Origin of the sequence: Quatrionicoccus australiensis (assembly GCF_020510525.1) — a bacterium.
Taxonomy (GTDB): domain Bacteria; phylum Pseudomonadota; class Gammaproteobacteria; order Burkholderiales; family Rhodocyclaceae; genus Azonexus; species Azonexus australiensis_B.
Genome location: NZ_CP075188.1, coordinates 3,045,624 through 3,064,281, shown reverse-complemented (window position 1 = coordinate 3,064,281; position 18,658 = coordinate 3,045,624). Strand labels below are relative to the sequence as shown.

The window sequence follows — 18,658 nt, the reverse complement described above, 5'->3', positions numbered from 1 at the left end:
CCTGTGGCGACGACAATCCCCGGTGATAATCTCATCCTCTCCCAGATTGTAGAGGGGAATCCGGTTGCCAGCATCGTTATCGATGCGCAGCACCGGGTGACGCACTGGAATCGCGCCTGTGCGGTGCTGACCGGCGTGCCGGCCGCAGAAATGATCGGTCGTACCGAGCAATGGCGTGCCTTCTATCCGCAGCCGCGCCCGATCATGGCCGACCTCATTGTCAGCGATGCGCTCGAAGGAACGGTCGACGAGTTTTATCATGGCAAATTCAGGCGTTCGGCCTTGATCGATGGGGCTTTCGAGGCCGAGGACTTTTTCCCGGCCTGCGGTGAAGGGGGGCGCTGGTTGTATTTCACGGCAGCGCCCTTGCGTAATGCCAGCGGCGAATTGATCGGTGCCATCGAGACCTTGCAGGACGTCACCGAGCGCCATCGTGCCGAGGATGCCCTGCGCGAGAGCGAAGAGCGCTACCGCCTGCTCAGCGTGACCGATCCGCTGACCGGCCTGTTCAACCGGCGTCGCCTGCACCAGTGCCTGCCGGGGGAAATCGGCCGGTGTGCCCGGCATGGACGGCCACTGTCGCTGCTGGTCATCGATTGTGATCATTTCAAAAAGATCAACGACAGCCGCGGGCATCTTGAGGGCGATCTCGTGCTGCAGACACTGGCGCGCCTGATCAGTCTGTCCCTGCGCGCTTCGGACCTGGCCTTCCGTTATGGTGGCGAGGAATTTGTCGTTCTCCTGCCCGAGGTTGGGCAGGAGGCCGCAGTGTTGCTCGCCGAGCGCTTGCGTTTGTCCATTGCGGGCAGAAACGCGCCGGGTGATCAGGCGGTGTGTACGGTTAGTATCGGGGTGGCAGAATACCGGGGCGAGGAGAGTGAAAATGCCTTGATCAACCGGGCTGATGCGGCCTGTTACGTGGCCAAGGCGCAGGGGCGAAACCGGGTAGTTCTGGCTACCTGATTCTGGCTACAGGGGATGGCTTCAAGGATAATGGGGGCATGAAACTCTCGTCGCTTCACCGGTTTTTGCTCATCGTGCTGCTGCTTTCCGGTCTGGGGGGCGTCATCTGGTATAGCTCGCCTTGGGATTCCCCTGCCGGATTGCCGGTGCGGCCGTCGAGCAGCATTTCGCTGGCCAATCTGGACACGACCCGGCCTATCCTGCCTTTGCAGGTTCCGGACTTGCCGGCTGAGCGGGTTGCGCTGGGGCGGCGCCTGTTCGAAGACAAGCGCCTGTCGGGCGACAACACGGTGGCCTGCGCTTCCTGCCACGACTACACGCGCGGCGGTGCCGATGGCCGGCGTTTTGCGCTGGGCATCGGTGGTGCGGTCGGCAGCATCAATACGCCAACGGTATTCAACAGTGGCCTGAGCTTCGTCCTGTTCTGGGACGGACGTGCTGCCAGCCTCGAAGAGCAGGCGGCCGGTCCGATCCATAATCCGATCGAGATGGGCAGCAACTGGAGCGATGTGCTGGCCCGGCTCGGCCAGGATGGGGCGTTCGTCAGGGAATTCACCCTGGCCTATCCGGATGGCCTGACGGCCGCCAATCTTGCCGATGCGATCGCCACTTTCGAACGTTCGCTGGTCACCGTCAATTCCCGCTTCGACCGCTACTTGCAGGGGCACCGCGAAGTGCTGACCGGGCTGGAGATCGAGGGCTACCGGCGCTTTCGCGAGCTCGGTTGTGTCAGCTGCCATCAGGGGGCGCTCATCGGCGGCAACATGTACCAGAAGTTTGGCGTGCTGGGTGACTACTTCAGCGGTCGACCACTCACCGAGAGCGATTTTGGCCGTTACAACGTCACGCAGCGCGAAGAGGATCGACATGTCTTCAAGGTGCCCAGCCTGCGCAACGTCGCGCTGACCGCGCCGTATTTTCATGATGGTTCGGCGACAACGCTGGACAAGGCGGTCAGGATCATGGGGCGTTACCAGCTCGGGCGTGAGCTGTCGGATCAGGACGTCGAAGCGCTCGTTGCCTTCCTCGGGACGCTGAATGGCGAGTGGCAGGGAGTCCTGCTCAAATGAAGCTGATCAGGCGTTGCCGCTGTGGATTGTGGCTCGGGCTGAGTCTGGGCTTCGTTGCCCTGATTGCCCTGCTGACCTGGCTTTTCCTGCGCGCCGGCGAAGTCTCGCCGGAAGGCCACTATGCCTACATGCAGTCGCTGCGCCGTGTGCAGCAGGCCGATGTCGAACTCAATGTCGCCGTGCTCGGCAGCTATTCCGACCTGATGCACAACTACGATCCGCTGGTCCGGCTGGTTCAGGAAATCCGCAGTGAACAGCCGACTATCGGGCGTTTCCCGGCCTGGGTGCCGGCGGATGACCTGCCGCAACTGAACAGCAAGCTCGCTGAATTGCGTGCCGCACAACAGCTCAAGGAAGAGGACATCGACCAGTTCCAGCGCAGCAACTCCGTCCTGCGCAATTCGCTGCATTACTTTCCGCTGGCTGCCGAGACCTATCTGGAGAAGCTCGGCGCCGGTCGACCGCCTGAACTTGATCATTTTGTCCGTTCCGTGCTGACTTTCGGCCAGGGGCCGGAGCGCGAGGATGTCGATAAACTGAAGCAGGAGCTTGCCCGCATCCAGAAGCTGGAGCTGCCGGCATTCGGCGAATTGTCGCCGGCGCACCTGCTGGTGCACGCGCGGGTGATCATCGGGCGGCGTCCGGAAGTTGACCGCCTGGCTTTTCGCATCATGAATTCGCCGACGGCTCGCCTGAGCGAGGAGCTGACCCGGCTCTACACCGACGGCCACGAGGCCTCGCAACGACTCGCCGGCTATTACCGGCAATTGCTCTATGCCGTCTCGATGCTGCTGGTGCTCTACGTGATGTATGCCATTGAACGGATCAACCGTGACCGGCGTGATCTGTTGCAGCGTTATGAGGCGCAGCGCCAGGCCGAGGAAGGGCTGCGCCTGTATGCCCAGGTGTTTACCAGCGCTGCCGAGGGGATGACGATTACCGATGCCGAATCGAAAATCCTCGCGGTCAACCCTGCTTTTTGCCAGATTACCGGTTACCGCGCGGACGAGGTGCTCGGCAAGACCCCCGCCCTGCTCAACTCGGGGCGGCAGGGGCGTGAGTACTACCGCCAGATGTGGTCGGAGCTGCTCAAGCGCGGACAGTGGCATGGCGAAATCTGGAATCGCCGCAAGGATGGCGGCATCTACCCGGAATGGCTGTCGGTCGCGGCGGTGCGCGATGCCGCCGGGAAGGCGAGCAACTATATCGGCATCTTCACCGATATTTCCGAGCGCAAGGAAAACGAGGCGCGCATCCATCACCTCGCGCACCATGATGCGCTGACCGGACTGCCCAACCGGATTCTGCTCGAAGACCGGATTGCCCAGGCGATCGCCAAGTCGCGCCGGGCCGATCTGCAGGTTGCGGTCATCTTCGTTGATCTCGACCGCTTCAAGAACATCAACGACACCCTCGGGCACGAGGTTGGCGACAACCTGCTGATCCAGGCAGCCGGGCGCGGTCTCGGCGTGTTGCGTGAAACCGATACGCTGTCGCGTCTGGGCGGCGACGAGTTCGTCGTCGTGCTGCCCGAGGTCGAGCAATTGCAGTACGCCATGCATGTTGCGCACAAGTTGCTGACCGTGCTCGGTCAGCCCTATCTGCTTGCCGGCCACGCCCTGACCGTGACCGGCAGTGCCGGCATCGCGCTCTGGCCGGGGGACGGGCAGAGTGTTTCCGAACTGCTGCGCAAGGCCGATGCGGCGATGTACCGGGCCAAGGAGGAAGGTCGCAATACGGCGCGCTTCTATTCGGCCGGCGCCAACAAGACTTCGCTCGGTGAACTGCTGCTCGAGAATGATTTGCGCGGTGCGCTGGAGCGCAAGGAGCTGACGATGTTCTACCAGCCCAAGGTCGAGGCGCAGAGTGGTCGCCTGATCGGGGTCGAGGCGCTGATGCGCTGGCAGCATCCCGAACACGGCTTGATTCCGCCGACCCGCTTCATCCCGCTTGCCGAAGAAAGCGGTCTGATCTGCGCCATGGGCGAGTGGGCGCTGGACGAAGTCTGCCGGCAACAGCGCGCCTGGCTCGATGCCGGTTTGCAGGCAGTCCCCGTGGCCGTCAATCTGTCGGCGCACCAGTTTGCGCAGCAGGATGTGCCGACCCTGGTGGCTGATGCCTTGCAGCGTCACCAATTGCCGCCCGAGATGCTGGCGCTTGAACTGACCGAGTCGCTGCTCATGCGCAATGCCGGCAATGCGGCGCGGGTGCTGCATGCCCTGCACGGCATGCGGGTCGATGTGGCGATCGACGACTTCGGCACCGGTTACTCGTCGCTCAGCTATCTCAATCAGTTTCCGGTGCAGTCACTGAAAATCGACCGCTCCTTCGTCTGTGAAATCGGCGCACCGGGTGGCACCGTCAAGCTGGTGGCGGCCATGATTGCGATGGCGCACGAACTCGATCTGTCAGTGATTGCCGAAGGGGTAGAAACCGAGGTGCAGCGCGATTATCTGTTGGCACATGGTTGCGACCAGTTTCAGGGCTTTTTGTACGGTCGACCGCAAGCCGCGGGGCAAATCCAGAGCTTGCTGGCTGCGGCGTCCTAGACGCTGTCGGCGATCTTTGAATGCTCATTGTTCGGGCATCGGCATCGCTTCGCCTGGTCCTGAACCCCTCCCCAGCCCTCCCCTTTTCAGGGGAGGGAGACCAAGGCGACGCCGGAAGCAGCGGCTTGCGCTGGCCCGCCCTGATTCCTGGCGCGTCGTTCTAGCAGCAGCCAGCAGTAGCGACCGGGGCGGGCGGCTTGGCCTGGGCACGGGCGGCGGCACGGGCATTCATCCAGTTTTTCCAGGCAATCATGCAGCCGAGCAGGATGAAGGCGCCGGGAGGCAGCAGGGCGAGCAGGAAGCCGGGGTAGTTTTCCGGCAGCACCTGGATCGGCTGCAGGCCGGAAAACACCATGTCGATACCGCCGAGGATGGTGCCGTTGCCGATGAATTCGCGCATGGCACCGAGCAGGGCCAGTGTCCACAGCATGCCGACGCCCATGAAGATGCCGTCGAAGGTCGATTGCAGCGGCGGATTCTTGGCGGCGAAAGCTTCGACACGGGCAAGCACGATGCAGTTGGTGACGATCAGCGGGATGAAGATGCCGAGCACCAGGTAAAGCTCATGCAGGTTGGCGTTGAACAGCAGGTCGACGACGGTGACCAGTGCGGCGACGATCAGGATGAAGACCGGGATGCGGATTTCGTGCGGAATGAAATTGCGCAGCGAAGCGACCGCCAGATTGGAAATCGCCATGACCAGGATGGTGGCCAGCGACAGCATGATGCCATTGACCGCATTGGTCGTGACTGCCAGCAGCGGGCAGAGGCCAAGGATCTGGGCGATCGAGGTGTTCTGTTTCCAGATGCCGTTGCCGGCGATGGTCTTGAATTCTTCACGCGTGATCATTTGGCGGCTCCCTCGGCGAACAGTTGGTCGCGGTTGGCTTCGGCCCATTTGACGGCCTTGAGTACGGCTTTGGCGACGGCGCGCGGGGTGACCGTGGCGCCGGCGTAGTAATCGATGCTGCCGCCGTCCTTTTTGACCTTCCAGTCACGGTCGACCGCTGTCGCCAGCGCCATGCCGTTGAACTGGGTGATCCACGGCCGGGCCTTGTTCTTGTCCTTCTTGATCTCGACGTAATCGCCCAGACCCGGTGTTTCCTTGTGCTGCGTGACGCGCACGCCAGCGACGCGGCCATCGGCACGCACCGCGATGATCAGCCGCACCTTGCCGGCATAGCCGTCCGGCGCGACGGCTTCAAAGACCAGGGCAACCGGTTGTTTGCCGAGACGGGCGCGGTACAGCGTCGTCGGATCGGCCAGGCCGAGTTCCGGCGTCGGCGGCAGGGTCAGCGCATCGGCGAGCAGCGCATTGTCGTACTCGCTGCGCGGCAGGACTTCGTCGGCCAGTTTCATCTTTTCTTCGGCCGCCGACGCCTCGATCGCCGGCTTGGTCCACAGGTAGGCGCCGGAAAGCAGGCCGGTGAAAACGATCACGAAAATGAACAGGATGGCGGCCGTACGCACGGCCATGCCGGTGGCGGAGAATTGCTTGACGGTGCTCATGCCTTGTCCTTCATGCCGAAGATGGGCGGCTGGGTGAGCAGATCGATGACCGGCGCACTCAGGTTCATCAGCAGCACGGCAAAGGCAACGCCGTCCGGATAGCCGCCGAAGACGCGGATGATATAGGCGAGCAGGCCGCAGCCGGCGCCGAAGATCAGTTTGCCGCGCGGCGTCGTGCAGCCCGATACCGGGTCGGTGGCGATGAAGAAGGCGCCGAGCATGGCGGCACCCGAGAACAGGTGGAAGAGCGGGCTGGCGAACTGGGCCGGGTTGTACAGCCAGAGTGCACCGGAAATCGCGACCAGGGCGCCGATGAAGGCGGTCGGCACATGCCAGGTGATCAGCTTGCGCTGGAACAGCCAGAGGCCGCCCGCCAGGTAGCCGACGGCGACCCATTCCCAGCCGCGCCCGGCGAAGTTGCTGTAGATGTCCTGGTTGGCCAGCAGGTGGGCGACGTCAACCGAACCTTCGCCAAGCTTGAGGGCTGTTTTCATGGCATCGAGCGGCGTCGCACCGGACAGGGCGTCGACGCGCGGCATGAAGCCGAGGATGACGTTCATCTGGTCGACCAGCGAGAGTTGCAGGCCGACGCTCGGCCACTGCGACATCAGGGCCGGGAAGGCGACGATGCAGACGGCGAAGGCGATCATCGCCGGGTTGAACGGATTCTGTCCGAGGCCGCCATAGAGTTGCTTGGCGACGACGATGGCGAACACCGTGCCGGTAACGACCAGCCACCACGGCGCGAGCGGCGGGAAGGCGAGGGCGATCAGCCAGGCGGTGACGACGGCCGAACCGTCCGACAGGAACATCGCCAGCGGCTTGCCCTGGATGCGCAGCATCAGTGCTTCGGCGAGCAAGGCGGCAAGCGAGGCAATGACGATCTGGACCAGGATGGCCGGGCCAACCAGCCAGGCATAGGCGGCAATGCCCGGGACCAGCGCGATGCAGACCTGGGTCATGACCTGGCTGACGCTGACGTCCTTGAGCAGATAGGGGGCGGGAGGGAACACTTTTTTAGGATCCAGGAATTAGTTGTTAGGATCGAGTGGGCGGGGCTGGGGCTCGGAGGCGGGCTCGGGGTCGCTCGATCCTCGATCCTCGATCCCCGACCCTGCCGTTGCTGCTAGCCGGCGCGACTCGATTTCGTCCATCGCCTGCTGCTGTTCGGTGCTTACGGCTTCGGTGTTCCTGGGCTGGGCGGCTTCGCGCTGCGCCTTGGCACGGGCCATGGCAGCGGCGATGGCGGCCTTTTTGGCCTCCTGGGCGGCGTCGACCGCGACGGTCGGGGTGGCGTCAGCCGACGGCGCGGTTTCGCCGGCCGGTGCCGTCGCAGCGGCCGGGGGCGTGCTTTCGGCTGCGGCAGCAGCGGCCGCTTCCGCGGCTTTCTTGGCGGCCTGGGCAGCGGCGGCCTTGGCCAGCTTCTCGGCCTTTTCCGCTTTTTCGCGTTCTTCGCGTAGCTGCTTGAATTCGAAACGCTCCTTGGCGGTGTCGGCCGCCTTCTTCTCGCGTTCGCGCGCCCAGATCTCGCTCTTCGCGAAACGGAAATACTGGACGAGCGGAATGCGCGACGGGCAGACGAAGGAGCAGCAACCACATTCGATGCAGTCGAAGATGTGATATTCCTGCGTCTTGCCGAAGTTCTTGGCGCGCGAGAACCAATACATCTCGAAGGGTTGCAGTTCGTGCGGGCAGGCCTGGGCACAGGCGCCGCAGCGGATGCACGGCATTTCCGGCGCCTTGGGCGGGAAAATCCGGTCGGAATGCGCGATTAGGCAGTTGGTCGCCTTGACCACCGGGACCTTGGCGTCGGGTACCAGGAAACCCATCATCGGGCCGCCCATGACGATGCCGTCGGTGTCCGGGTGCGGCTGCGCGAGTTGCAGCAGTTCGCCCATCGGTGTGCCGATCAGCACTTCGTAATTGCGCGGCGCATGCACGTTGCCGGACAGCGTGACCAGGCGCGAGACGACCGGCTCGCCGTACGCAATGGCGCGCCAGGCGGTGTAGGCGGTGGCGACGTTGAAACACTGCACGCCGAGATCGGTCGAGCGCTTGCTGGCCGGGACTTCCTTGCCGGTCAGGACGCGGATCAGCTGCTTGGCGCCGCCCGCCGGATACAGCGTCGGCACCGGCACGACCAAAAATGCCTCGCCCAGCGCGTCGACCGCTGCGCGCATCGCGGCGGCGGCTTCCGGCTTGTTGTCCTCGATGCCGATCAGCACCTTCTTCGGTTGCAGCAGGTCGCGGAAAATGCCGATGCCGCGCACGACTTCCTCGGCGCGTTCGCGCATCAGCAGGTCGTCGCAGGTGATGAAAGGCTCGCACTCGGCGCCGTTGATGACCAGCTCTTCCATCGGCACGGTTTTCGACGGTGTCAGCTTGCCGTGGGTCGGGAACACCGCACCGCCCAGGCCGACCACGCCCGACTGCTGCAGGTATTCGCGCACTGCCTCGGGGGCGGCGTTGGCGTAGTCGAAGGGTTGGTGCGCAATCCATTCATCCTTGCCATCCGGCTCGATGACGACGCACATGGCGTCGAGGCCGGACGGGTGCGGCTGCACATGCATCGCGACTTCGAGTACGGTGCCCGAGGTCGGGGCGTGCACGGCGGCCGAGATCCAGCCGTCGGCCTCACCGATCAGCTGGCCTTTCAGGACCTTGTCGCCAGCCTGGACGACCGGTTGCGGCACGCCACCAATGCTCTGGTGGAGCGGCACGACGAGGCGCGAAGGCAAGGGCGCCTGGGCAATCGGCAGGGTCACGGATTGCGTCTTGTTGGTCGGCGGCTTGACGCCACCCTTGAATTTGAACAGGTTCATCAGCATCAGGCGGCCTTTTGGGTGGCCGCAGCCTTGATTTCAACGACCGGATATTTCCACTTCCAGTTGTCGATGTTTTCGCCGATCGGCTCGATCCGGATGCATTCGACCGGGCAGGGCGGCAGGCAGAGTTCGCAGCCGGTACACAGTGGCGCGATGATGGTATGCATCTGCTTGGCGGCACCGACAATGGCGTCGACCGGGCAGGCCTGGATGCACAGCGTGCAGCCGATGCAGGTGTTCTCGTCGATGATGGCGACCGACTTCGGCTTTTCCTCGGCGTCGAGCGGCTTGACCTCGCGGCCGAGCAGGTCGGCCAGGCGCTGCACGCCTTCCGTGCCGCCCGGCGGGCACTTGTTGATTTCATCGCCATTGGCGATGGCTTCGGCGTAGGGCTTGCAGCCCGGGTAGCCGCACTGGCCGCACTGGGTCTGCGGCAGGATGGCTTCGATCTTCTCGATCAGCGGGTCGCCCTCGACCTTGAACTTGATCGAGGCAAAGCCGAGCAGGGCGCCGAGCACGACGGCGCCGAGGGCCATGATGGCGATGGCGAGCAGGATGTCCATTATTGGTACTTGTCCAGGCCGGCGAAGCCCATGAAAGCGAGCGCCATCAGGCCGGCGGTGACCATGGCGATGGCAACGCCACGGAAGTGGATGGGCACATCGGCGCCTTCAATGCGTTCGCGGATGCCGGCGAAGAGAATCAGCACCAGCGAGAAGCCGACGGCGCTGCCGGCACCGAAGAGCAGCGAATCGACGAAGTTGTAGCCGTTCGAGATGTTGATCAGCGGCACGCCGAGCACGGCGCAGTTGGTGGTGATCAGCGGCAGGTAGATGCCCAGCGTCTGCTGCAGGGCCGGCGAGGTCTTGGCGATGACCATTTCGGTCAGCTGGACGATGGCGGCGATGGTGACGATGAAGGACAGCGTGCGCAGATATTCCAGCCCGAAAGGCATGAGCAGGAAGTGATCGATGATGTAGCTGGCACCGGTCGCCACGGTCAGCACGAAAGTGGTCGCGGCGCCCATGCCGTAAGCGGTTTCCAGTTTCTTGGAAACGCCCATGAAGGGGCAGAGGCCGAGGATTTTCACCAGGACGACGTTGTTGACCAGCACCGCGCCGACGAGGATGAATAGGTAGTGGCTCATGATTTTTCTGGGCGTGAAGCACGCATTATCGGGCTTTGCCGGCGCGCGGACAACCGCGTGCCGGGCAGGGTCTTATAAGGATTTCTTCTGAAGTCTGGCCAGGGCAGCCGCCGTTTCGCTGACCAGCTCCGGTCCGCGATAGATAAAACCGCTGTACACCTGGACCAGGCTGGCACCGGCCTCGATCTTGGCGACGGCGTCCTGGCCGCTCAGGATGCCGCCGACGCCGATGATCGGCAGTTCGCCGGCCAGCGCGACTGAGAGCTTTCTGAGTACTTCGGTCGACTTCTTGAAGACCGGCGCGCCGGAAAGGCCGCCGGTTTCGTTGCCGTTCGGCAGGTTTTCGACGCCTTCGCGCGACAACGTGGTGTTGGTGGCGATCACGCCGTCCATGCGGTGCCGGCGCAGCGCATCGGCAATCGCGGTGATCTGGACATCATCGAGATCGGGCGCGATTTTCAGCGCCATCGGCACATATTTGCCGTAGTTCTGCACCAGTTGCTCCTGCTTCGCCTTGAGTTGCGCCAGCAGGTCGTCTAGGGCGTCATCCTTCTGCAGTTCGCGCAGGTTCTTGGTGTTCGGCGAGGAGATATTGACGGTGATGTAGCTGGCGTCGTTGTAAACCTTTTCCAGGCAGATCAGGTAGTCGTTGGCGGCCTGGTCGATCGGCGTCGTGGCGTTCTTGCCGATGTTGATGCCGAGGATGCCGCCCTTTTTCGGGAATTCGGCGGCGCGTACATTGGCGAGCAGCTTGTCGACGCCGGCATTGTTGAAGCCCATGCGGTTGATGATGCCCTGCGCCTCCGGGACGCGGAACATGCGCGGTTTCGGGTTGCCGTCCTGCGGCCGTGGCGTGATCGTGCCGATTTCGATGGAACCGAAGCCCAGTGCTGCCAGGCCGTCGATGTAGTCGCCGTTCTTGTCCAGTCCGGCGGCGAGGCCGACCCGGTTGGGAAACTTGAGGCCCATGACTTCGACCGGATCGGCGGCGACCGGTTTGGCAAGCAGCCCGGACAGGCCGGTGGCGCCGAGGAAGGAGATGCCGCTCATGCCGATACCGTGAGCGGTTTCGGCGTCGAGGGAGAAAAAGAATTTGCGCAGGATGGGATAGAGCATAGCCCGCGATTTTACCGCAAGGCGGTGGCTTGGCGGCAGCGTACGGAAACAAACGGAAACAGATTTTATGGCGCAAGGGGAGGTAAACTGGCCGGCATGCGATTCATTCCCCTTCTGCTGCCTGCCTTCCTGCTTTCTCTTGCCACGCCGGCATCGGCGGCAGGGCTGGATGATCCGTTTGCAACCGATGCCTTGTTGCCGCTCAAGCCTTCGCCGATGCTGGCCGGCCGGGTCGGCGGCGCGCCTTGCGCGACTGATCTGCCGGCGACGGCGCTGGCTGCCATCGACGCGGTCGATCTGGCGCTTTGCAACAATCCGCAGACGCGCGAAATATGGGCCAACAGCCGCGCCCAGGCGGCGCAGCTCGGCGTCGCGCAGTCAGCCTGGCTGCCGGGTGTCACGGGCAAGGCGAGCGCCAGCCGGATTTTTACCGAGGCGCGCGACTACAACCAGAATTCCGCTGCCCTGACCCTGTCCTGGCTGCTTTTCGATTTCGGCCAGCGTTCGGCCAATGTCGATTACGCCCGCCAGTTGCTCAACGCCGCGCTGGCAACGCAGGACGCGACGGTGCAAAGCCTCTTCCTCGCCGCGTTGCAGACCTACTACACGGCGCAGGCGACGCAGGCGGCGGTGTTTTCCGCCGGCGAGGCCGAGCGTGCCGCCAGCGAAGCCTTCAAGGCGGCCGACTCGCGTTACCAGGTGGGTGCCGGCACCCCGGCCGACCGCCTGCAGGCGAAGACGGCCCTGGCGCAGGCCACCCTCAACCGCATCCGGGCCGAGGGCGACGCGCGCAATGCGCAGGGCGCGCTGGCCAATGCGCTCGGTTTCGATGCGCAACAGAAAATCGTTCTCGCCGCGCTGCCTGCCCTGGCGCCGGAAACGGCCTTCCAGAAGGATGTCGACGCGCTGATCGCCGAGGCGCGCGCCCGCCGTCCCGATCTCAAGGCGGCCGAGGCGCAGTTCCGCGCCGCCGAGGCCAATGTCGGCTACGCGCGTGCGCTCGGCCGGCCGACCGTGAGCCTGGCGACCGGCCCGACCTGGCAGGACGTCGGCGGCGTCGTGACGCAGGGCGGCAACATCGGCCTGACGGTCAACGTGCCTTTATTCACCGGTTTCCAGACCACCTACAGCGTGCGTTCGGCGGCGGCCCAGGCCGACGCCCGGGCGGCACAGCGTGACCGCCTCAATGCGCAGATCGCGCTCGATGTCTGGAAGGCCTACCAGAGCCTGACCACGGCGACGCAGAGCCTGCTCACCACGAGCGATCTGGTCGCCAGTGCCGAGCAGTCGGAACGCGTCGCGCTTGGCCGCTACAAGGCCGGCGTCGGCACCGTGCTCGACCTGCTGACGGCGCAGAGCGCGCTGGCCAGCGCCCGTCTGCAACGCATCCAGGCGACGCTGGACTGGAATGTTTATCGCGCTTCCCTGGCACAAGCCATGGGCGCCCTGGATTACACGCTGCTGCAAGGTTCGGCGGCAGTTGAAGGAAGACCATGAAACGTATCGGCAAGATCATCCTCGCGACCACCGTGCTGGCCGGCCTGATCGGCGGCGGCATCTGGTACGCCAACCAGCGCGCGGCGCAGAACCCGGAGCAGCGCTACAAGCTCGGCACGGTCGAAAAGGGCGACGTGACGCAGACGGTGTCGGCCAACGGCACGCTCAACCCGGTCGTGCTGGTCAGCGTTGGTACGCAGGTTTCGGGTACGGTCAAGAAGCTCTACGTCGATTTCAACGACAAGGTCGAGAAGGGCCAGCCGCTGCTCGAACTTGACGATGCGCTGCTCAGCGCCCAGGTCAGGCAGAGCGAGGCCAATCTCGCCAATGCCGGTGCGGCGCTCGAACTGGCGCAGGCCAACGAGGCGCGCATGAAGACGCTGTTCGCACAGGAGTACGTCTCGAAGCAGGAATACCAGCAGTCCTTGCAGTCGCTCAAGTCGGCGACCGCGCAACAGGCGCTGGCGCGGGCGCAACTGGAGAAGGACCGGGTCAATCACGGCAACACGACGATACGCTCGCCGGTCACCGGCGTTGTCGTCGATCGTGTCGTCGATCTCGGCCAGACGGTCGCCGCCAGCTTCCAGACGCCGGTGCTGATCAAGATCGCGCAGGATCTTTCCGACATGCGCATCGACACCAGTTTTGCCGAAGCCGACATCGGCAACCTGCGCGAAGGGCAGAAGGCGCGCTTTACGGTCGACGCCTTCCCGAGCCGCAATTTCACTGGCGAAGTGCAGCAGATCCGCCTCAACCCGACCAACCAGCAGAACGTCGTTACCTACAACGTCCGCGTCAATGTCGCGAACCCGGAACTGGTGCTGCTGCCGGGCATGACTGCCTACGTCAATATCGCCGTGCAGAAGCGCGAGAAGGTGCTGCTCGTGCCGAATGCCGCGCTGCGTTTCAAGCCGGCCGATGCGGCCGACAAGAAACCGGAAAATGGCCAGAAAACGGCGTCGACCGCTGCGCCGGGCTCGCCGCCGGCGGGCGCGCCGGGCGAGAAGAAAGGCAAGAAGCGCGACGGCCAGAGCGGTACGGTCTACGTGCTGGAAGGCGATGAAATCAAACCGGTCAGCGTCCAGCTCGGCATTACCGACAACCGCAATACCGAAGTCGTCGGCGGCGAACTCAAGGAAGGCGACCGCATCGTGCTCGGCGAGAACGGCAGCAGCGGCAAGCCGCCGTCCAGCGTCGGCATGCGGATGTTCTGATGAGCGATGCGGTCATCCGGGTGGTCGGCCTGGGCAAGTCCTACGTCACGGCGGCCGGCCTGTTTCCGGCGCTCAAGGGCGTCGATCTCGAGGTGCGGCCGGGCGAGTACATCGCCATCATGGGGCCGTCCGGCTCCGGCAAGTCCACCTTCATGAACCTGCTCGGCTGCCTCGACCAGCCGAGCATGGGCGACTATTTCCTTGCCGGCGAGAACGTTGCGCACCTGGAAAAGGACGCCCTGGCGCAACTGCGCAACCGCACGCTGGGTTTCGTCTTCCAGGGCTTCAACCTGCTGCCGCGCATGAGCCTGCAGGACAACGTCGCGCTGCCGCTGGTCTATGCCGGCGTCGACAAGGAAACGCGGCGGCGTGCGGCGCGCGAGATGCTGGCCCGGGTCGGCCTGGAAAAATACGCCGAGTCGCGCCCCAACCAGATTTCCGGCGGCCAGCAGCAGCGCGTCGCGATTGCCCGCGCCCTGGTCAACAAGCCGCGCCTGATTCTCGCCGACGAGCCGACCGGCAATCTCGACAGCCATACCAGCGAGGAAATCATGCGCCTGTTCGGCGAACTCAACGGCGAAGGCATCACCATTGTGCTCGTCACGCACGAACCGGACATCGCCGAACACGCCAAGCGCCAGGTGCGCTTCCTCGACGGCCAGATCATCAACGACCACCTGACCGGAGCGGCGGCATGATCAACGTGTCGCGAAAATTGGCCTTTTTTGACGGTCGACCGCGCAAAAACGGCAAAAACCAATTCGCAGCGGAGCGCTCATGCTGAAAGCGATGCTCAGCGAAGCCTGGCTGGCGATGGGTGCCAACCGCCTGCGCACGGCGCTCACCATGCTCGGCATGGTGATCGGCGTCGGCGCCGTGGTGATCATGATCGCCATCGGGCAGGGTGCGCAGTACGCGGTGCAGCAGACGATCAGCACCATGGGCTCGAATCTCTACATCGTGCTGTCCGGTTCCTTCACCGCTTCCGGCGTGCGCAGCGGCTCGGCCGGCGCGCCGTCGCTGAACGTCGCCGACGCCGAGGCGATGGCCGAACTCGACGGTGTCGCCAACGTTTCGCCGACCCACCAAGGGACGCGGCAACTGGTCTACGGCTCGCAGAACTGGAGCACGCAGGTCATCGGCTCGACCCCGGAATACCTTGAAGCGCGTGCCTGGAACATCGTCAATGGCGCTTCCTTCGGCGATTCCGACGTGCGCTCGGCGACGCGCGTCGCGATCATCGGCAAGACCGTGGCCGAGAACCTGTTCGGCGCCGACGACCCGGTCGGCAAGACGATGCGCATCCAGCAGAACCCGTTTGTGGTGATCGGCGTGCTCGGCAGCAAGGGCCAGAACCTTGACGGCCGCGACCAGGACGACACTGTGATCATTCCGCTCACCACCGCCCAGCGCAAGGTGTTCGGCACGCCCTTCCTGGGTTCGGTACGGATGATCATGGTCCAGGCCGACAGCGCCGAATCCATGCCCAAGGTCGAAGCCGGTATCACCGCGCTGCTGCGCCAGCGCCACCGCCTGCGCGAAGGCATGCCGGACGATTTCTTCATGCGCAACCTGTCGGCCGCCGCCGAGTCCGAAGCGGCGACGACGCGCACGATGTCCATCCTGCTCGGCGCGATCGCCTCGATCTCGCTGCTGGTCGGCGGCATCGGCATCATGAACATCATGCTCGTCTCGGTCACCGAACGGACCCGCGAAATCGGCATCCGCATGGCGATCGGCGCCCGTCAGAAAGACATCCTGACCCAGTTCCTGCTCGAAGCGGTGATGATCTCCTTCGCCGGCTGCCTGCTCGGCCTGTTGCTCGGTTTGGGCATCGCGCTCGGCATCAACGCCTTCACCGGCATGGTCATCGTCATCTCGGGCAGCGCCGCGCTGGTCGCCTTTGCCGTGGCGGCCACGGTCGGCATCTTCTTCGGCTGGTACCCGGCCAAGAAGGCGGCGCAACTCGATCCGATCGAGGCGCTGCGCTATCAGTGAGGATGGGGGCGCAGGCTTGTATTTGACCGAAGCGTATTGCTAAGCAGTGGGGTGTAACGGGCAGAGGCTTGGTGTTGCCCTTTGATCAGAGGCTTGCTATGGGCGGGGTTTAAAGCCAGAGATCGTATGCGATAGCATGTGCTCGGAAATCAGTTTGAACTCTTGGGTGCTATCCAAGTGACTCTTCGATTCATCCTTTGTGGTGGAAGATGGGTTATTGCTAGTACTTCCGTCTCGAGCAATTGCGACATACAAAAAATTTTGTTTCTGCCTGTCTTTGGAGCGACGTTTGATGTGTGTTGTCTTGATTTCCTCGAACATTTCACTCATTTCCTCATCCGTCGGTATACGAGATGAGAGGGCAGGTATGAGGCTGTATTGGTTCATGGCCGCGACTCGCTGCTCATTAATTTTTACCCATTCGGCGTAGGTGCGCATGGCTTTTGCGATTGCCTGCTTTGGGGCGTGGTCACGCAGTCCTCTGAGTAATGCCGAATCCCAGCGTTTTTCTTGAACTGAAACGCACAACACAAAGGACTTTGAGAATTCCTCTTCCGCCAGAATTGCTAAGGCGGCCGCCCTCGGAAAGCGATTTGCCGAGTACAGCGTAGCTGCGTCATCTAGAAGTGAGCAGGCGTTTGCATAAGAGAGCAACGAAGCTTCCTTAAGCTTTGCTGATAGGTTGTCGTCGACGGTCGATACCCACTCGCTTAGGCGATCGTTGCTCATAAATTTTGGGTGAGAGTAAGAGGAAACGGTTCATGTTACCTATGTCCTCTACTCAAGTTTGCGAATGCTAAATAATTTTCCCCGTGGTTCATAATAAAAAAGCCGGGAAATGCCCCGGCTTTTTTATTGGCAGTGAATTCCTCGATCAAATCACCAGCTGCGTCCCCAACTCCACCACCCGGTTGCTCGGAATGTGGAAGAAGTCGCTGGCGCTGGTGGCGTTTTTCGACATCACGGCAAACAGGCGGCCGCGTAGCGGGCTGAATTTGCGGGCCAGTGAGGGGACGATGGTTTCGCGCGACAGGTAGAAGGTCGTTTCCATCAGGTCGAAACGCTCGCCGAAGCGCTTGCACTGCTCCAGCGCGCCCGGCACGTCCGGGCTTTCCATGAAGCCGTAACGGATGATCAGACGCTTGAAGCCCTTGTGCATGTCGTGCAGGTAGATGCGGTCCATGTCGTTGACGTGCGGCGTGGCCATGGTTTGCACGGTGACCAGCACGACCCGCTCATGCAGGACCTGGTTGTGCTTGAGATTGTGCAGCAGGGCGGGCGGTACGCCGTCCTTGGCGCTGGTCATGAAAATGGCCGTGCCCTGGATGCGATGTACGTCGTCGATGGAGTGCAGGAAGTCATCCATCGGGATGCTCTGCTTGGCCATTTCTTCCGACACCAGCTTGCGGCCGCGCCGCCAGGTGGTCAGCACGGTGAAGGAGACGAGGCCCATGGCGAGCGGGAACCAGCCGCCCTCGGGGATCTTGATCGCGTTGGCGGCGAAGAAGGCGATATCGACGGCAAGCAGCGAGCCGGCGACGAGAACGATCACCACCTTGTTCCATTTCCACATCAGCAGCATCACGAAGGCGACCAGGATGGTGTCGATCAGCATCGTGCCGGTAACGGCAATGCCGTAGGCGGCAGCCAGGTTGGAGGAATTCTTGAAGCCGATGACCAGCGCGACGACCGCGAGGTAGAGCGACCAGTTGGTGAAGGGCACATAGATCTGGCCTTCTTCCATGCCTGAAGTGTGGATGATCTGCATGCGCGGCAGCAGACCCATCTGGATCGACTGGCGAGCCACCGAGAAGGCGCCCGAGATGACCGCCTGCGAAGCGATCACGGTGGCCATGGTGGCGAGGAAGACCATCGGCACGATGGCCCAGTCCGGCGCCAGGTGATAGAACGGGCTGGCGATCGCCTCCGGTTCGACCAGCAGCAGCGCGCCCTGGCCGAAATAGTTGAGGACCAGCGCCGGCATCACGAAACCGAACCAGGCAAGGCGGATCGGGAAGCGGCCGAAGTGGCCCATGTCGGTATAAAGCGCTTCGCCGCCGGTGACCGCGAGCACGACCGAACCCAGCGCGAGGAAGGCGAGGCCGGTATGGGTGACGATGAAATAGATCGCAAAGATCGGGTTGAGGGCTTCCAGCACATGCGGGTTCTGAATGATCTGCATGACGCCCAGCGCGCCGAGGATGCCGAACCAGGCAACCATGACCGGGCCGAAGAACATGCCGACGGTGCCGGTACCGCGCTTCTGGATGACGAACAGGCCGGTCAGGATGGCGAGCGTGATCGGGATCACATACGGCTTCAGTGTCGGCGTGATGATTTCCAACCCTTCCACCGCGGAAAGCACCGAAATGGCCGGCGTGATCATGCTGTCGCCGTAGAACAAGGCGGCCGCAAAGATGCCGAGCAGCGTGACGATCCAGGCCAGCTTCGGATTCTTGGCGCGTTCGGTGACCAGCGCGAGTAGCGCCAGCGAGCCGCCTTCGCCGCGGTTGTCGGCACGCATGATGATCGCCACGTACTTGATGGTGACCAGCACGATGATCGACCAGAAAACCATCGACAGAACCCCGAGAATATTTTCCGGAGTGACCGGAATCGGGTGATGGCCGTTGAAAATTTCTTTTAGGGCATAGAGCGGGCTGGTACCGATGTCGCCGAAAACGACCCCGATAGCGGCGACGGTAAGTGCCGGCAGCGCTTGACGTTGATGCATGATTTCCCCTGAGGCGCCTATGGCGCTTGAATATTT

General features: G+C 63.2%; 16 protein-coding genes. 7 read left to right on the top strand and 9 right to left on the bottom strand.

The genetic code is table 11. From position 1 onward, the window contains the following. Nucleotides 1–3 precede the first annotated feature (3 nt). Genes KI612_RS14615 through KI612_RS14605 form a run of 3 tightly spaced genes read left to right on the top strand, consistent with a single transcriptional unit; the run spans nt 4 to nt 4,582 of the window. Nucleotides 4–963 carry a sensor domain-containing diguanylate cyclase gene (locus tag KI612_RS14615; protein WP_226440801.1) on the top strand — a complete coding sequence of 320 codons (960 nt, stop codon included), beginning with the start codon at nt 4–6 and terminating at the stop codon, nt 961–963. 38 nt (nt 964–1,001) lie between these two features. Continuing rightward, a complete protein-coding gene (locus tag KI612_RS14610; protein WP_226440800.1) occupies nt 1,002–2,033 on the top strand; it encodes a cytochrome-c peroxidase in 1,032 nt (343 codons plus the stop codon). Further along, nucleotides 2,030–4,582: an EAL domain-containing protein gene (locus KI612_RS14605; protein ID WP_226440799.1), complete on the top strand. Its 2,553-nt coding sequence runs from the start codon at nt 2,030–2,032 to the stop codon at nt 4,580–4,582. The genes KI612_RS14610 and KI612_RS14605 overlap by 4 nt, the downstream gene beginning before the upstream one ends. A 160-nt stretch (nt 4,583–4,742) precedes the next feature. On the opposite strand, the gene KI612_RS14600 is transcribed toward KI612_RS14605, so the two are convergent. From KI612_RS14600 to KI612_RS14570, 7 genes are all read right to left on the bottom strand, one after another. Beyond that, nucleotides 4,743–5,432, bottom strand: a complete 690-nt coding sequence (locus tag KI612_RS14600; RefSeq protein WP_226440798.1) for an electron transport complex subunit E — start codon at nt 5,430–5,432, stop codon at nt 4,743–4,745. Beyond that, complete coding sequence (gene rsxG / locus KI612_RS14595; RefSeq protein ID WP_226440797.1) at nt 5,429–6,091, bottom strand: electron transport complex subunit RsxG; 663 nt, start codon at nt 6,089–6,091, stop codon at nt 5,429–5,431. Before rsxG ends, KI612_RS14600 begins: the two co-directional genes overlap by 4 nt. Continuing rightward, entirely contained in the window at nt 6,088–7,053 is a 966-nt protein-coding gene (locus tag KI612_RS14590; protein WP_404818103.1) for an RnfABCDGE type electron transport complex subunit D, read from the bottom strand. Before KI612_RS14590 ends, rsxG begins: the two co-directional genes overlap by 4 nt. A gap of 69 nt (nt 7,054–7,122) precedes the next feature. Beyond that, nucleotides 7,123–8,919, bottom strand: a complete 1,797-nt coding sequence (rsxC, locus tag KI612_RS14585; protein WP_226440795.1) for an electron transport complex subunit RsxC — start codon at nt 8,917–8,919, stop codon at nt 7,123–7,125. Further along, nucleotides 8,919–9,479 carry an electron transport complex subunit RsxB gene (gene rsxB, locus KI612_RS14580; protein WP_264180391.1) on the bottom strand — a complete coding sequence of 187 codons (561 nt, stop codon included), beginning with the start codon at nt 9,477–9,479 and terminating at the stop codon, nt 8,919–8,921. Before rsxB ends, rsxC begins: the two co-directional genes overlap by 1 nt. Next, nucleotides 9,479–10,063, bottom strand: coding sequence for an electron transport complex subunit RsxA (rsxA, locus tag KI612_RS14575; protein ID WP_226440794.1), 585 nt, complete (start codon nt 10,061–10,063; stop codon nt 9,479–9,481). The genes rsxB and rsxA overlap by 1 nt, the downstream gene beginning before the upstream one ends. Nucleotides 10,064–10,135: 72 nt before the next feature. Further along, a complete protein-coding gene (locus KI612_RS14570) occupies nt 10,136–11,179 on the bottom strand; it encodes a quinone-dependent dihydroorotate dehydrogenase (RefSeq protein WP_226440793.1) in 1,044 nt (347 codons plus the stop codon). A 96-nt stretch (nt 11,180–11,275) separates the two neighbouring features. On the opposite strand from KI612_RS14570, the gene KI612_RS14565 reads away from it, so the two are divergent. The 4 genes from KI612_RS14565 (at nt 11,276) to KI612_RS14550 (ending at nt 15,888) form a co-directional block, all read left to right on the top strand. Continuing rightward, nucleotides 11,276–12,676 carry a TolC family protein gene (locus tag KI612_RS14565; protein ID WP_226440792.1) on the top strand — a complete coding sequence of 467 codons (1,401 nt, stop codon included), beginning with the start codon at nt 11,276–11,278 and terminating at the stop codon, nt 12,674–12,676. Beyond that, entirely contained in the window at nt 12,673–13,890 is a 1,218-nt protein-coding gene (locus KI612_RS14560) for an efflux RND transporter periplasmic adaptor subunit (RefSeq protein ID WP_226440791.1), read from the top strand. Before KI612_RS14565 ends, KI612_RS14560 begins: the two co-directional genes overlap by 4 nt. Further along, nucleotides 13,890–14,588, top strand: a complete 699-nt coding sequence (locus KI612_RS14555) for an ABC transporter ATP-binding protein (RefSeq protein WP_226440790.1) — start codon at nt 13,890–13,892, stop codon at nt 14,586–14,588. The genes KI612_RS14560 and KI612_RS14555 overlap by 1 nt, the downstream gene beginning before the upstream one ends. 79 nt (nt 14,589–14,667) lie before the next feature. Next, on the top strand, nt 14,668–15,888 hold the full coding sequence (locus tag KI612_RS14550) for an ABC transporter permease (RefSeq protein ID WP_226440789.1): 1,221 nt from the start codon (nt 14,668–14,670) through the stop codon (nt 15,886–15,888). Nucleotides 15,889–15,984: 96 nt separating this feature from the next. Here KI612_RS14550 and KI612_RS14545 read toward each other — a convergent pair whose 3' ends face one another. Then, nucleotides 15,985–16,617, bottom strand: coding sequence for an AbiV family abortive infection protein (locus KI612_RS14545; RefSeq protein ID WP_226440788.1), 633 nt, complete (start codon nt 16,615–16,617; stop codon nt 15,985–15,987). Between the two features lie 145 nt (nt 16,618–16,762). Further along, nucleotides 16,763–18,622, bottom strand: a complete 1,860-nt coding sequence (locus tag KI612_RS14540) for a potassium transporter Kup (RefSeq protein WP_226440787.1) — start codon at nt 18,620–18,622, stop codon at nt 16,763–16,765. Nucleotides 18,623–18,658 lie beyond the last annotated feature (36 nt).